Annotated in this window: 15 protein-coding genes; 12 read left to right on the forward strand and 3 right to left on the reverse strand. The window is 69.2% G+C overall.

Translation table 11 applies throughout. The annotated features are described in order from the left end of the window. The first annotated feature begins 16 nt into the window (after window positions 1-16). The 4 genes from H9I38_RS07655 to H9I38_RS07670 all read left to right on the forward strand — a co-directional run bounded on the left by H9I38_RS07655 (window position 17) and on the right by H9I38_RS07670 (window position 2,028). Window positions 17-376, forward strand: coding sequence for a DUF805 domain-containing protein (locus tag H9I38_RS07655; RefSeq protein WP_226338186.1), 360 nt, complete (start codon window positions 17-19; stop codon window positions 374-376). 18 nt (window positions 377-394) lie between these two features. Continuing rightward, window positions 395-808, forward strand: a complete 414-nt coding sequence (locus tag H9I38_RS07660; protein WP_226338189.1) for a DUF805 domain-containing protein — start codon at window positions 395-397, stop codon at window positions 806-808. A gap of 141 nt (window positions 809-949) precedes the next feature. Continuing rightward, the gene (locus H9I38_RS07665) at window positions 950-1,522 is read left to right on the forward strand and encodes a DUF805 domain-containing protein (RefSeq protein ID WP_226338191.1); all 573 of its coding nucleotides are present in this window, start codon (window positions 950-952) and stop codon (window positions 1,520-1,522) included. 2 nt (window positions 1,523-1,524) lie between these two features. After that, window positions 1,525-2,028, forward strand: a complete 504-nt coding sequence (locus tag H9I38_RS07670; protein ID WP_226338193.1) for a DUF805 domain-containing protein — start codon at window positions 1,525-1,527, stop codon at window positions 2,026-2,028. Window positions 2,029-2,156: 128 nt separating this feature from the next. On the opposite strand, the gene H9I38_RS07675 is transcribed toward H9I38_RS07670, so the two are convergent. Continuing rightward, on the reverse strand, window positions 2,157-3,014 hold the full coding sequence (locus H9I38_RS07675) for a hypothetical protein (protein ID WP_226338194.1): 858 nt from the start codon (window positions 3,012-3,014) through the stop codon (window positions 2,157-2,159). A gap of 160 nt (window positions 3,015-3,174) precedes the next feature. Between H9I38_RS07675 and H9I38_RS07680 the strand changes: the two genes are divergently transcribed. From H9I38_RS07680 to H9I38_RS07700, 5 genes are all read left to right on the forward strand, one after another. Beyond that, a complete protein-coding gene (locus tag H9I38_RS07680) occupies window positions 3,175-3,702 on the forward strand; it encodes a peptidylprolyl isomerase (RefSeq protein WP_226338195.1) in 528 nt (175 codons plus the stop codon). Window positions 3,703-3,711: 9 nt separating this feature from the next. Beyond that, a complete protein-coding gene (locus tag H9I38_RS07685; RefSeq protein ID WP_226338196.1) occupies window positions 3,712-4,392 on the forward strand; it encodes a rhomboid family intramembrane serine protease in 681 nt (226 codons plus the stop codon). Between the two features lie 607 nt (window positions 4,393-4,999). After that, window positions 5,000-6,742 (forward strand): ABC-F family ATP-binding cassette domain-containing protein, encoded by a 1,743-nt coding sequence (locus tag H9I38_RS07690; RefSeq protein WP_413463534.1) that lies wholly within the window; start codon window positions 5,000-5,002, stop codon window positions 6,740-6,742. A 102-nt stretch (window positions 6,743-6,844) separates the two neighbouring features. After that, a complete protein-coding gene (locus tag H9I38_RS07695) occupies window positions 6,845-7,963 on the forward strand; it encodes a zinc-binding dehydrogenase (protein WP_226338200.1) in 1,119 nt (372 codons plus the stop codon). Between the two features lie 123 nt (window positions 7,964-8,086). Continuing rightward, window positions 8,087-9,307 (forward strand): Nramp family divalent metal transporter, encoded by a 1,221-nt coding sequence (locus H9I38_RS07700; RefSeq protein WP_226338201.1) that lies wholly within the window; start codon window positions 8,087-8,089, stop codon window positions 9,305-9,307. Window positions 9,308-9,446: 139 nt separating this feature from the next. Here H9I38_RS07700 and H9I38_RS07705 read toward each other — a convergent pair whose 3' ends face one another. Then, on the reverse strand, window positions 9,447-9,986 hold the full coding sequence (locus H9I38_RS07705; protein WP_226338202.1) for a hypothetical protein: 540 nt from the start codon (window positions 9,984-9,986) through the stop codon (window positions 9,447-9,449). A 155-nt stretch (window positions 9,987-10,141) separates the two neighbouring features. Between H9I38_RS07705 and H9I38_RS07710 the strand changes: the two genes are divergently transcribed. The 3 genes from H9I38_RS07710 (at window position 10,142) to H9I38_RS07720 (ending at window position 11,790) form a co-directional block, all read left to right on the forward strand. After that, a complete protein-coding gene (locus H9I38_RS07710) occupies window positions 10,142-10,573 on the forward strand; it encodes a cytidine deaminase family protein (protein WP_226338203.1) in 432 nt (143 codons plus the stop codon). Window positions 10,574-10,613: 40 nt separating this feature from the next. Beyond that, entirely contained in the window at window positions 10,614-11,333 is a 720-nt protein-coding gene (locus tag H9I38_RS07715) for a 3-keto-5-aminohexanoate cleavage protein (RefSeq protein WP_226338204.1), read from the forward strand. Between the two features lie 160 nt (window positions 11,334-11,493). Further along, window positions 11,494-11,790 (forward strand): antibiotic biosynthesis monooxygenase family protein, encoded by a 297-nt coding sequence (locus H9I38_RS07720; protein WP_226338205.1) that lies wholly within the window; start codon window positions 11,494-11,496, stop codon window positions 11,788-11,790. A gap of 72 nt (window positions 11,791-11,862) precedes the next feature. On the opposite strand, the gene H9I38_RS07725 is transcribed toward H9I38_RS07720, so the two are convergent. After that, window positions 11,863-13,347 (reverse strand): MDR family MFS transporter, encoded by a 1,485-nt coding sequence (locus H9I38_RS07725; RefSeq protein ID WP_226338206.1) that lies wholly within the window; start codon window positions 13,345-13,347, stop codon window positions 11,863-11,865. Between the last annotated feature and the right edge of the window lie 69 nt (window positions 13,348-13,416).

Raw genomic sequence — 13,416 nt, forward strand, 5'->3', positions numbered from 1 at the left:
TGTTAGTGTTCCGAGCATGAGCAACGATTCTCAGAGCCCCTATGAGGGCCAGGCCCAGTCTCAGTTCAACAGCTACGGCCAGGACTCCGGATCCGGCATGCCTGCGTACGGAGGCCACGATGGCGCTCAATACGGCCAGGGCGGCTACGGCTCGCAGCCCTACGGCCAGCAGCCGTATGGTCAGCCGGGCTATGGCGTCCAGGGGGCGACCCTGGGCCAGCCGGTCGGGGGCACCCCGGAGAACCTCGACCTGCCGCTCTATGGTGCAACCTTGCCGCAGGCGTTCACCCGCTTCTTCAAGCGGTATGCGAACTTCCACGGGCGCTCGAGCCGCTCGGAGTTCTGGTGGATGTCATTGGTCGTGATGGTTGTTTAGTACGGCCTGATGATCCTTATGGCCACTGTCGGCACGGATCGGACGACGGGCGATGCGAACCCGTTTGGCGTGCTTCTCTCGGGGCTTCTTTTCATTGTGATGGCCGGTTGTCTGGTTCCCAACCTTGCTTCTGGGGTTCGCCGCCTCCATGATGCGGGGATGTCGGGATGGCTCTGGCTCCTGGCGGTGTTTCCCTTCTTCGGCTCGATTGCCCTCATCATCCTGTGGGCGCTTCCCTCGAAGCCGGAAGGCAGGTTCTACGACGATCAGAACGCGCCTGGCGTTCGCGAACAGTTCGCCGGTCAGAGCGGTTTCGGCGGAAACGGCTACCAGGGCTATGGCCAGCAGTCCTACGGCCAGGGCGGCTACGGCAGCCAGTCGGGCCAGTACGGCGCACCCTACGGCAACGGCCAGAACGGCTCTTCGTTCTGATCTCCCGCTGACTGCTGCCCTGCAAGACAGACAGGAAGGCCCGGCACCCTCAGGGTGCCGGGCCTTCCTGTCTGCCTGTTGTGGGGCGTCGAGGGCCGCTCCATCGAGGACGGGCGCAGGGAGCGTTGTAGCGTTGTCCCCATGAGCAACAACGCCGCACCCGGTCCCTTCGCGGGACAGAATCAGCCACAGTTCAACAGCTACGGTACTCAGGGCGACTTCGGCGGGCCGCAGGCGGCCATGGACAACTCCGGCGGCATGCCGGACAACCTGGACCTGCCCCTCTACGGAGCGAGCATCGGCCAGGCCATCACCCGCTTCTTCAAGCGCTACTTCAAGTTCGCGGGCCGTTCCAGCCGTTCTGAGTACTGGTGGTGGCAGTTCTTCAGCTTCATCGTGGCCTTCGTCCTCGGGTTCGTCCAGTCCCTCTTCGGCGGTCCGACTGACCACATGAACGCTCTGGGCAACACCATCGAGGTTCTCTCCTACGTCTTCGGGTTGGCCGTCCTGATCCCGACCATCGCTCTCACGGTGCGGCGACTCCATGACACGAACAAGTCCGGGCTCTTTGCCCTCTTCTTCCTGCTTCCCCTCCTGGGCGGCCTGGTGCTCATGATCATGTGCATCTTCAACAGCAACCCGCTCGGCCGGCGCTTCGACGACGCCAGTGCTGCCGGCGTCCAGGGCTACGGCCAGAACGGTTCGGCCTACTGAGCATGACCCGCAGCCCCGTGGGAGGAACCCCGGACAACCTGGACCTCCCGCTCTACGGGGCGGGGCCCGTTCAGGCGGTGGTCCGGTTCTTCAAGCGCTGGCTGAAGTTCCAGGGCCGTTCGAGCCGCTCCGAGTTCTGGTGGAGCATGCTGGCCCAGTTCCTGGTCAACGCAGTGATGACGGCGGCGATGTTCTCGCTCGAGCTGGCGCTGGCCGGCGGTTCGCCCCGCGAGTTCATGCAGGGGCCGGCGGTGTTCGCGTTGACCCCGTTCCTCCTCATCCACTACGCCCTGCTCATCCCGTGCATCTCCATGATGGTCCGCCGCCTCCAGGACGCGGGCCTGACGGGCTTCCTGTGCCTGCTCCTCACGGTGCCCTTCGGGGCGCTCGCGCTGCTCGTCATGTGCTGCCTCCCCTCGAAGCTGGAGGGGGAGCGGTTCGACGACCCCAACGCCCCCGGCGTGCGCCACCTCTATGCGGGGACCGGAACGCCGTCGTCGTTCTGAGCTGAAAGGGGAGGCGGCCGTCCGCGGACGTGGCCTCCGCGTGCCGGAGACAGAGAGAGGGCCCCGGATCCGTGCGGATCGGGGGCCCTCGTCAGCTCGGCGCCTTGAAGGGGAGGCGCTGTGCCGGCTTACTCAGCGGCGCGCGGCTTCGGCAGCTCCGTGGTGGTGGTGCCGGGCTCCGGGGTGACGGCGCGGCGGGCCTGCTGGGCCTGCGCGGTGGTCTCCACCGGGGTCTCGCCGTCCTTCTTCGGCTCGACCGTGGCGCGCTTCCAGGGATCCTCGATCGGCTGAACGGCCTTCCAGATCGCGGCGCCCGCCACAGCGGCCGTCACGATGAGGCCGAAGACCAGACCGCCCTTGCCCTTCTGGGCGCGGGCGTTCTGCTTGGCGGCCTTGCGGGCCTCCTTGGCGGCCTCCTTGGCCTGGGCGGCGGCCTGCTTCTGCATGGCCTTGAGCGAGCGGCCCGTGTACTTCTTGGAGGCCTTCTCGAGGCCGGCCGGGATGGAGAGGGCCGCGATGCCCTCGGCCGTCTTGGCCGCGGCGTCCGCGCCCTTGGCCTGAGCCGGGGCGAGGTGCTGCGCCTGAGCCTGCGCCTTGGCGTTCTGCAGACGCGCCTGGGCGTCCTTCTTGTAGGACGCCGCCTGCTTCTTGGCGTCCTTGGAGTAGGAGTTCGCCTGCTTCTTGGCGTCCTTCGTGTACGCGTCGGCCTGCTTCTTCATCTGCTCCGCGCGCTCGGCCGCAGCCTCCTGGGCGTTGCCGAGGGACTTCTCGGCGCGCTCGAGGAAGTCCTGGCTCTTGGCCTCGACCGTCTCCACCAGGTTCTGCAGCTTGGGCTGCAGGGTCTCAACCTTGTCCTGGATCACCGGGGTCACATCGTCGAGCGTGTTCTGGACGCGCTCCTGAACCATCGGGGCGTACTTGTTGTACTGCTCTGCGACCGCGTCAGCGAGAGTGGCCGGTTTGCGCTTCTTCTTCACTTTGAACATCGGGTCTCCTAGGTTGGGTGGTTTCCGTCCTCAGCCTAGAGGGCCGGTGCCGCCAAACTCTAGGCGAGAGGCCTTTCTGACGCGGATTTTCAGGCTATGCCCATGTTCGCCGCCGTCGAACTCTGCCGCCGAGGGGCGGAACAGTGCGAAGATTGGGGGCATGAACGCTAACGCAACCCAGCAGGCCACGATCAAGACGAACCACGGCGACATCGTCGTCGACCTCTTCGGCAACCACGCGCCGAAGACGGTGCAGAACTTCACGGGCCTCGCGGACGGCTCGAAGGAGTGGACGCACCCCGCCACGGGCGAGAAGCAGTCCGGCACCCCCCTCTACAACGGGACCATCTTCCACCGCATCATCCCGGACTTCATGATCCAGGGCGGCGACCCGCTCGGCCAGGGCTTCGGCGGGCCGGGCTACCAGTTCGAGGACGAGATCCACCCGGAGCTGCAGTTCGACAAGCCGTACCTGCTCGCCATGGCCAACGCCGGCCCCGGCACCAACGGCTCGCAGTTCTTCATCACCACGGTCCAGACGCCGTGGCTGAACGGCCGCCACACGATCTTCGGCGAGGTGGCGGACGAGGCCTCGAAGAAGGTCGTCGACGAGCTCAACCGCGTCAAGACCGGCGGGGCGGACCGCCCGGTGGAGGACGTCATCATCGAGAAGATCGACGTCAAGTAAGGACGCCTCTTGACCCCGGACCAGCAGCGGCCGTGGTCTGAGCCGAGCGGGCGGCCCGTGCACAGGCGTGCGCGGGCCGCCCGCTCGTCCATGCCCGTCACCTTCGCCGTCATGGCGGTCTGCGTCGCAGTGCAGCTCGCCGAGTTCGCCGTGCCCGGCCTGGACTACGAGTACGGGCTCAAGGCGCGCTATGCCGCGGACGAGCCGTGGACGCTCCTCACGAGTGCGTTCCTCCACGACCCGTCCTCCCTGGCCCACATCGGGACCAACATGCTCTCGCTGTGGATCTTCGGGCGGATGATCGAGCCGATGGTCGGCAGCCTGCGCTTCGCGGGGCTCTTGTTGGCGAGCATTCTGGCGGGCAGCGTCGGCGTGCTCCTCTGGGAGAGCCAGGGCGCCTACACGGTGGGGATGTCCGGCGGGATCTTCGGCCTCATCGGCGGAGTGCTCGTGCTCCAGCTCCTCCTGCGGCAGAACATCGCCGGGACCCTCGCGCTCCTCGGGCTCAACGCCCTCGTCCCGCTCATGGTCCCCAACATCTCCTGGCAGGGCCACGTGGGCGGCTTCATCGGGGGACTGCTGTATTCGGCGGCTGTTATCGCCCCGTGGGCCCGGCGGCGGCTGCGGAGGATCCCTCAGCCCTTCGGCGGGCAGGCTCCGCCCCCGCCTCCGCCTCCTGCGGGGGCTTGACCTCCTCCTCTCCCGCGCGAGGGGAGGGCGACGACGACGCCGGGGGCCGCCCGGCCTTTCCCCACCGTCTGTTTGTCCCCGCTCATCCACACGCGTTGTCCACAAGCGCCTCCCGGTTCGGGAGGCGCTTTTTCACAACTGGCGCACAGATTCGGGGGTTTCGGCGAATCACTTCGGTGATGTTCGAGGGTTGTCCCCAGCTTGTGGATAACTCTGTGCACATGTGTGGAGGGCGATGGGGACGGTGCGTTCGAGGAGCGTTCGAGAGAGCTCTGTCCACTGTCGAACATCCGTGCGATTCCGGGGGAGAAGGGGGTTGTCCACACCTGTTGTCAACAGTGTGGGCATCTGACACGCCTGTGATTCCCCGCGTGTGTTTCCCGCCGTTCCGCGGCTGTGGAGGGCAAGGTTCAACCCGTTGTCCAGAGTTAATGCACACCTGTGGATAACTCGTGTGCACACGTGTGGGCAGGGGTGTGGGGAACTCGAGGGGAGGGGGGTTGCCGCGGCTCGGAGGACAGTCCTAGGCTGACGCCATGAACTTGTGAATCCCCGTCCTGCTCGGCTCGAGGCCTGTGCCCGCCGGGCGAACACCACCGACACGGGGATGTCTGTGTTCACTACACCTTCTTCCATCTCAAACGCTCGCGCTCTCGGCGGTCACCTCCGCCTCGACGGCGTCTCGCACTCCTTCGGAGACCGCCGGGTTCTGACCGACGTCTCGTTCACGGCGTCAGCCGGAAGCTGCGTGGGCCTCGTCGGAGAGAACGGCTCCGGCAAGTCGACTCTGCTCAAGATCGCAGCGGGTGCCCTGGACCCGGACGCAGGAGACGTGCGGGTCTCGATCCCGGGGATCGAACGGCCCCGACGAGGCCTGCTCCATCAGGCGCCGCCGTTCGGCCCGCGACAGACGGTCGGCCAGGCTCTCGACGAGGCCGTTGAGCCCCAGCGGGCCGTGGCGGCCCGGCTGGAGACTCTGGCCGCGCGACTCGCCGACGCTCCCGAGGATCCCGACCCGGCCCGCGCCTACTCCGCTGCCCTCGACGAGGCTGAGCGGCTCGACGTGTGGAGCCTCGAGGCGCGGGTGGAGTCGATGATGAGCGGTCTCGGACTCTCGGCTCTTCCGCGCGGGCGGCTCACGAGCGAGCTTTCAGGAGGGCAGCGGGCACGGCTCTCGCTCGCGTGGGTCCTCTTGAGCATGCCGGACGTGCTTCTCCTGGACGAGCCCACCAACCACCTCGACGACAACGCGACGGCGCACCTGGTCGAGGTGTTGCGGGGATGGAGAAGTCCCGTGCTGACCGCGAGCCATGACCGGGCGTTTCTCGAGGAAGCCGTGACCTCGTTGGTTGATCTCGAGCCGACGCCCCTGGCTCACAGCGCCGTGGAGTCCCTTCTTCAAGGAGGGGCCGGCACCGGGATCGGCACGATTCACTTCACGGGTCGCTTCTCGGACTACCTCGGCGAGAGGGCTCGGGTCCGAGAGCAGTGGGAGAGACAGTACCGCGCTGAACAGGAGGAGCTTGGTCTTCTGCGGGAGAAGCTGCGCACAAGCCACACCGTGGGCCATCCCGGCGCGGGACCGCGGACAGAGGCTCGCGGAGCCGTGAAGTTCTACTCCGACCGGAACGCGACGGTGGTCTCGCGTCGAGTGCGCGATGCCAGGAGCCGGCTGCTCGAGCTGGAGGCCGAGCAGGTGCGTAAGCCGCCCCGACCACTCCGGTTCGAGGGACTCGATCCTGGCGGGGCCGCCCGGCACGGCGAGGGCGAGCTTCTCGCCGCGATGCAGGATGTCGAGGAGGCGCAACGCCTCCAGCCGGTCTCCGCGGAGATCCGAAGCGGCGAGCGGTGGCTGGTCACTGGGGCCAATGGAGCTGGAAAGTCCACGCTGCTCTCGCTCATCGCCGGCCTGAGGGCGCCGTCGTCCGGCTCTCTCTGGCTTGGTCCCGGGGTGACCGTCTCCCTCCTCGCCCAGGAAACCGAGCTCGGAGTGCTGAGCGGTGCGATGCCGCATCAGACTGCCCGGGAGCTCTACGCGAAGCATGTCGGTGCTGAGCGAGCGGAGCAGAAGCCTCTGGCTGGATACGGCCTGTTCAGGGCGAGGGATGAGGATCTCCCTTTCGGCTCGCTCAGCCTGGGGCAGCAGCGGCGCCTCGAGCTTGCCGTTCTTCTCGCGGATCCGCCGGACATCCTTCTGCTCGACGAGCCCACGAACCATCTCTCCCTCACCCTCGTCACGGAGATCGAACAGGCGCTGCCCTCGTACCCCGGCGCCGTCGTCGTCGCCTCGCACGACAGGTGGCTGCGGAAGCAGTGGGCGGGAAGGCACCTCGAGATCGGGAGGAGCTGAGGGAGATCCGCGGGCGTCTTCTCGGGATGAGCGCGCGGGACTATCGTCAGTCTCGCGGGCCCGCACAACCTCGGTCCCCACCCCTCACCCCTGGGAGACGCCATGAAGATCCGCGGAGCAGTCCTCACCACGTCCGGGGCCGAGCGCCCGTACGCCGAGTCCCGTCCGCTCGAGATCCGCGAGCTCGAGCTGGATCCGCCGGAGCGCGGCGAAGTCCTCCTCCGCATGACGGCCGCAGGCGTGTGCCACTCGGACCTGTCCGTGGTGGACGGCAACCGCCCGCGGCCCCTGCCGATGCTGCTGGGCCACGAGGGCACGGGCGTCGTCGAGCGGGTCGGCGAGGGCGTCGAGGGGCTGGCCCCGGGCGACCACGTCGTCGCCGTCTTCCTCCCCCGCTGCGGCGAGTGCGCGCACTGCCGGACCGACGGCACGCTCCCCTGCATCCCCGGCACCGAGTCCAACAACGCCGGCTTCCTCCCGGGCGGCGGCGAGCAGGTGCGCCTTCACGACGACGACGGCGGCCGCGTGCTGCACCATCTCGGCGTGTCCGCGTTCGCCACGCACGCGGTGGTGAACCAGGCGAGCGTGGTGAAGATCGGCTCCGACGTCCCGCCGGAGGCCGCGGCGCCCCTCGGCTGCGCCGTGCTCACCGGAGGCGGGGCCGTGGTCAACGCGGGGAAGCCGCGGGACGGTGACTCGGTCATGGTGGTGGGTCTCGGCGGCGTGGGGATCGCGGCGCTCATGACGGCGGTGGGCCTGAAGAAGGGCACGGTCATCGGGGTGGACGCCAACCCCGGGAAGCTGGCCAGGGCCCGTGAGCTCGGCGCGGACGAGGCGTACTCGCCCGAGGAGCTGGCGGAGAAGGGTGTGAAAGCCGATGTGGTGGTCGAGGCCGCAGGCCACCCCCGCGCGTTCGAGACCGCCTTCAACGCGACGGCTCCCGGCGGCCGGACGGTGACGGTCGGCCTGCCGCACCCTGAGGCGGAGTCCGTCATCCGTCCGCTGCTCCTCACGGCGGAGGCGAGGACGGTCATCGGCAGCTACCTCGGCTCGGCGGTCCCCTCGCGTGACATCCCGCGCTACGAGGACCTCTGGCGCAAGGGCGAGCTGCCTGTGGAGGAGCTCGTCTCGGACCGCATCCGGCTCGAGGACGTCAACGCCGCTATGGACACGCTCGCGGACGGGAAGGCCGTGCGACAGGTCATCGTGTTCGAGGACTGACGCGCGGCGTCAAGGCAGGCCTGGGTTCCCGCGGGCGCACTCCTGCGCTGACGGCCTGCGGAGTGGCGTGCGCCCAGAGCGGCCCGTTTGAGGGTCGAGCCGGGTGCGTCCTACGATTTAGAGGTGACTAAACTCCACTGGATCCGCCTGCTCGGCCCGGCCCTCGTGGCGGCCGTGGCCTATGTGGATCCGGGGAACGTCGCCGCGAACATGACCGCCGGCACCCAGTACGGCTTTCTGCTGCTCTGGGTGCTCGTGCTGGCGAACGCCATGGCCGCCGTCGTGCAGTATCTGGCGGCGAAGCTGGGGCTCGTGACGGGCCGCTCGCTCCCCGAGCACCTGGCCTCGCGCCTGGGGACGCCCGGCCGGATCCTCTACTGGCTGCAGGCGGAGGCGGTCATCATCGCCACCGACGTGGCCGAGGTGATCGGCGGCGCGCTCGCCCTGCACATCCTCTGGGGCGTGCCCCTGTGGCTCGGCGGCATCCTGACGGGCGCGGTCTCGGTGCTGCTGCTGCGGATCCGGGACCGACGGGGACAGCGGCGGTTCGAGAAGGCCGTCGTCGCGCTCCTCGCCGTCGTGGCGGCCGGCTTCCTCTTCGGGGTGTTCCTCGCGCCGCCGACGCCGTCTCAGCTGGCCGGAGGACTCGTCCCGCGCTTCGCGGACCAGGGCTCGGTGTTCGTGGCGGTGTCGATGCTCGGCGCCACGGTCATGCCGCACGCGATCTACCTGCACTCGGGTCTGGCGGTCCACCGGCATGGGGCCGGCGCTGCGGGGGACCCCTTTCCGGTCCGCACCCGCCTGCGCGCCGCACGGTTCGACGTGGGCGTGGCGCTCGCGGTGGCCGGGCTCGTCAACATCGGGATGCTCGTGCTGGCGGCGACGGCGCTGCAGGGCGCAGACGGCACCGACACGATCGAGGGAGCGCACGCCGCGATCGCGGGGCGGTTCGGGGCGGTGGCCGGCGCGGTGTTCGCCGTAGGGCTGCTCGCCTCGGGGCTCGCCTCCACCACAGTGGGGGCCTATGCGGGAGACGTGGTCATGGGCGGCCTCCTGGGACGGACCGTGCCGGCATGGGTGCGCCGGGCGGTCTCGCTGGTTCCGGCCATCGGGGTCATGGTCTCCGGCGCGGATCCGACGGCGGCGCTCGTGGTCAGCCAGGTGGTCCTCAGCATGGCCATCCCGTTCGCGGTGTTCCCTCTGGCCTGGCTCACCTCGCGGGCGTCCGTCATGGGGCGGCTGCGCAGCGGGCGGATCCTGGCCGGAACCGCGTGGGCGTGCTCCGGCGCGGTGGCGGTGCTCAACGCGGTCCTGCTCTGGCTCGTGTTCACGGGCGCGGCGTAGGAGGCCGGAGGGCGGCGGAGAGGGCCGTTCTGACCTGGGTCGCTTGCGCACCCTGTTCTTCCGCTTGCGCACCCTCTGGTGTCAGGATTCGGCCGGAAAACTGACACCAGAGGGTGCACAAGCTCCCGGCGGGCCCGGGTCAGACGGCGGGGAAGGTGTACTTCTTGTTCTCGACCGTCGTCAGAACCAGCTTGGTGGCGCCGTCCGGGACGATGAACACCTTCGTGGCCGTGACCTGCTTCTTGCCCTTCCAGTCCAGGGGGAACTGCTTGGAGGGGTCCTGGCACATGTCTCCGAGGAGACCGTCCACCTCCTCCGTCTTCTTGCCCTCTGCCGTCCAGGTGCCCTGGAGTGCGATCGCGCCGCTCGGCTTCTCCGTCTCCAGCTTGAGCTCGTACGCTACGGCGTGCTTGCCCTTGTCCGGCGCGGCGGTGCCGGTGCATCCGCTGAACTTGGCGGGCGCCTTCACGAGCGTCACATGCGTGTCCGAGTTTCCGATGCGCACGCTCTTGCCCACGGTCATTTCCTCGCCGGGGCTCTCGTTGTAGGCGGCGCCTCCGGAGGAGCTCTGCGCCGAGCTGCCGTCCGAGCCGCCCTCTGAGCCGGAGCCTCCGCCGCACGCGCTCAGGCCCACGGCCAGGAGAAGGGCTGCTGCGGCCGCCGTCGTCTTCGTGTTCATGTGCTGACCCCCATTGTCATGCGCATTCTGCGGCGCGCTCTCTGGCGCCGATGGCTCTATTCGATTCGAAAGCCTAACAATTCTGCGGGCGCGGCCGGGAACGGCGGCCTCTTCACGGTGCCTGTTTCGGACTCGGGGCCGTGGATACTGAGGACATGGATTTCCCCACCGCCCGTGAGCTCGACGACGAGGACCTGCGCCTCCTCGACGCGGCCCGCACCGTCATCGAGGCGAACACAGACGCCGACTCCGCCGACGCCGACGGCATCCACACCGTGGGAGCCGCCGTCATGGACGCCGAGGGGCGCGTCTTCCCCGGCGTGAACCTCTACCACTTCACGGGCGGGCCCTGCGCGGAGCTCGTGGCCCTCGGCTCGGCGAGGGCCGGCGGCGCCCGCGAGATCACTCGCATCGCGGCCGTGGGCTGTCACGGGCGCGGCGTGCTCGCGCCCTGCGGCCGGGACCGGCAGGTGCTGTCCGACTACCACCCCGCATGGCGGGTCATCGTCCCCACGGAGGAGGGGCTGCGGAGCGTCGCCGTCGCCGACCTCCTGCCCGGGAGCTACCGAGGCCCCGAGGCGGTGTAGGAGCCTTCCGCGCGGATTCCGCTCCCCGTAGGCTGGCCGGATGCTGGTCAAAGCCTGTCTCAACGGAGCGCGCGGAGCGCACGAGCACCCGGCCTTGAGCGCGGACCCAGTCGCCATGGCCCGAGAGGCTGCGGCCGCAGCGGAGGCCGGCGCGGGAGCCCTTCACGTCCATCCCAAAGACGACGACGGGGCGGACAGCCTCGCCGCTGCGCACGTCTCGGCGTGGGTCCGGGCGATGCGCGAGGCGTGCCCGAACACGCCTGTCGGCGTGACCACCGGCGCCTGGAGCGCGCCCGACCCCGCACAGCGTCTCGCCGAGCTCCGCGCGTGGAGTGACCTGCCGGAAGAGCGGCCGGACTTCGCCTCTGTGAACTGGCACGAGCCGGGGGCGGAGGAGACGGCGGAGCTGCTTCTCAGCCGGGGCATCGGGGTGGAAGCCGGCGTCTGGCACGCGGAGGGGCTGCGAGCCTGGCTTGCCTCGCCGCTGCGGGGGCGGTGCCTGCGGGTCCTCGTGGAGGTGCAGGACATTCCGGCGCACGAAGTCGAGGACACTGCCCGCGGGCTCGTGAGTGCCGTCCGGGAGGCGGAGCCCGGACTGCCCCTGCTGCTCCACGGGGAGGAGCGGTCCGCCTGGACGGCTGCGGCGCTCGCGGTGAGTCTCGGCTTGGACACCCGGGCGGGACTGGAGGACTCGCTGGTGCTTCCCGACGGCACGCCTGCCTCCGGCAACGCCCAGCTGATACGGGCCGTCTTGGATTGAGCGGCTTGTGCACCCTCTGGTGTCAGGATTCGGCCGGAAAACTGACACCAGAGGGTGCGCAAGCTGAGGAAGCGGGTGCGCAAGCGCGGGAAGCCGGTGTGCCTGAGCCGAAGAAGCTGGCGCGAACGCGCAGGGGGAGCCGGTGTGCCAAGATGAACGCATGATCGTCGAATCTGCACTGCTCCCCGTCATCCCGGGCAAGGAAGAGGAGTTCGAGGCCGCGCTCGAGGAGGCGAAGTCCTACATCTCCGCCTCGAAGGGGTTCGTCTCGCTCGAGGTCTCGCGCGGCGTGGAGTCGCCCAGCACGTATCTCATGGTGGTGAAGTGGGAGACCCTCGAGGACCACACCGAGGGCTTCCGGGGCTCGGAGCTCTTCGAGAAGTGGCGGGCCGCCCTCCACCACTTCTACGACCCGAAGCCGGTGGTGGAGCACTACCGGCCGGTGGTCTCCGTCTGAGAGCCCTCTCCCACGCGAAAGCCTCTGCCGGACAGGCTCAGCCGGAACCTCTCCGTCAGAGCCGGGTCCGCGCTACGCGCTGACGGGCTGCGGCTCCGCCGAGTCCGCCGTCGTGCCCTTGTCCCGCATGCGGGAGGCGAGCACCACGCCGACCGCGGCGAAGACCGCGGCCACGAGGAACGCGGTCATGAGCCCGGCCTCGGCGGTGGACGTCTGCGCGGCCGGGCCGCCGTCTCCGCCCTTGAGGTGCACGAGCCGCGCGGCCTGCATCACGCCGGTGAGCAGAGCCACCCCGAGCCCGCCGGAGAGCTGCTGCAGCGAGGAGAGGGTCGCCGAGCCGTGCGAGTACAGGTGCGGCGGCAGCGGGTTGAGCGAGTACGTGAACGCCGGCGTGAAGATGAGCGCCAGGCCTGCCGAGAACACCGTGTAGACGGCGAGGCCGAGCCACATCGAGGTGGTGTGGTCGAACCGGCTCATGACCAGCGTGGACGCGAGCAGCACAGCGCTGCCGGTGACCACGAGCGGACGCGGGCCGATGCGGTCGAAGAGCCGGCCGACCGGCGGAGCCGCGAGCCCCATGATGAGGCCACCCGGCAGCATGAGCAGACCCGTGGTGAGCGAGTCCTTGCCGAGCAGCTGCTGCATGTAGAGCGGGAAGAGGATGATCGTGCCGAACATGGCGATCATCGAGATGGTCATGAGCGCGAGGCCCTTGGCGAAGGGCTTGTACGCGAACACGCGCAGGTCCAGGAGCGGCTCGCGGCCCTGCTGGAGCGCGATCTGCCGGCGGCAGAAGGCCGCGATGCACGCGAGGCCCACGACGAGCGCGCCGACGGTCACGGGCGAGGGGTGCACCGCGATCTCGTTGATCCCGTAGACGAACCCGCCGAACCCCGGAATGGTGAGGAGCACCGAGGGGACGTCCAGCTTGATCGCCTTCCGCTCGCCCACGTTCTTGAGCAGCGCGAGTCCCGCGCACAGCATGACGACGGCGATGGGCAGCATCATGATGAACAGCGCCCGCCATGGGAAGTGCTGCAGGATGAGGCCGGAGAGCGCCGGGCCGATCGCGGGCGCCACGGAGATGGCGATGGACACGTTGCCCATGACCGCCCCGCGCCGCGCCGGCGGCACGAGCTGAAGGATGGTGGTCATGAGCAGGGGCATCATGACGGCCGTGCCCGAGGCCTGGACCACGCGGCCGAGGATGAGCACGGGGAAGGACTGCGCCGCCGCGCACACCACCGTGCCGGCGGTGAACAGGCCCATCGCCAGGGTGAACGCCTGCCGCGTGGACAGCCGCGCGAGGAGGAACCCGGTGGTGGGGATGACCACGCTCATGGTGAGCATGAAGGCCGTGGCCACCCACTGGACCGTGGAGACTTCGGCGATGTGGAGGCTCGTCATGAGGTGCGGCAGGGCCACGTTCATGAGGGTCTCGTTGAGGATGACCACGAACGTGGCCGCGAGGAGGACGGCGATGACCGCGAACGTGCTGGGCGCCGGCGCGCTCTCCGGCACACGGGTGTCCTGGGGCTCTGGGGTGGGGGAGGGCATCCGATGAGTCTATCGGGTGTTCGGAGAACCCGGAACGGCCCGTGAGGAGCCTCACGGCTTCCGCGCCGC

It is taken from the genome of Arthrobacter sp. UM1, assembly GCF_020483305.1.
GTDB lineage: Bacteria > Actinomycetota > Actinomycetes > Actinomycetales > Micrococcaceae > Falsarthrobacter.

What these genes read in the sequence shown, in the direction of transcription:
- H9I38_RS07655 (WP_226338186.1), top strand. Translation starts at nt 17, where the DNA reads ATGAGCAACGATTCTCAGAGCCCCTATGAGGGCCAGGCCCAGTCTCAG.
- H9I38_RS07660 (WP_226338189.1), top strand. Translation starts at nt 395, where the DNA reads ATGGCCACTGTCGGCACGGATCGGACGACGGGCGATGCGAACCCGTTT.
- H9I38_RS07665 (WP_226338191.1), top strand. Translation starts at nt 950, where the DNA reads ATGAGCAACAACGCCGCACCCGGTCCCTTCGCGGGACAGAATCAGCCA.
- H9I38_RS07670 (WP_226338193.1), top strand. Translation starts at nt 1,525, where the DNA reads ATGACCCGCAGCCCCGTGGGAGGAACCCCGGACAACCTGGACCTCCCG.
- H9I38_RS07675 (WP_226338194.1), bottom strand. Translation starts at nt 3,014, where the DNA reads ATGTTCAAAGTGAAGAAGAAGCGCAAACCGGCCACTCTCGCTGACGCG.
- H9I38_RS07680 (WP_226338195.1), top strand. Translation starts at nt 3,175, where the DNA reads ATGAACGCTAACGCAACCCAGCAGGCCACGATCAAGACGAACCACGGC.
- H9I38_RS07690 (WP_413463534.1), top strand. Translation starts at nt 5,000, where the DNA reads ATGTCTGTGTTCACTACACCTTCTTCCATCTCAAACGCTCGCGCTCTC.
- H9I38_RS07695 (WP_226338200.1), top strand. Translation starts at nt 6,845, where the DNA reads ATGAAGATCCGCGGAGCAGTCCTCACCACGTCCGGGGCCGAGCGCCCG.
- H9I38_RS07705 (WP_226338202.1), bottom strand. Translation starts at nt 9,986, where the DNA reads ATGAACACGAAGACGACGGCGGCCGCAGCAGCCCTTCTCCTGGCCGTG.
- H9I38_RS07710 (WP_226338203.1), top strand. Translation starts at nt 10,142, where the DNA reads ATGGATTTCCCCACCGCCCGTGAGCTCGACGACGAGGACCTGCGCCTC.
- H9I38_RS07715 (WP_226338204.1), top strand. Translation starts at nt 10,614, where the DNA reads ATGCTGGTCAAAGCCTGTCTCAACGGAGCGCGCGGAGCGCACGAGCAC.
- H9I38_RS07720 (WP_226338205.1), top strand. Translation starts at nt 11,494, where the DNA reads ATGATCGTCGAATCTGCACTGCTCCCCGTCATCCCGGGCAAGGAAGAG.
- H9I38_RS07725 (WP_226338206.1), bottom strand. Translation starts at nt 13,347, where the DNA reads ATGCCCTCCCCCACCCCAGAGCCCCAGGACACCCGTGTGCCGGAGAGC.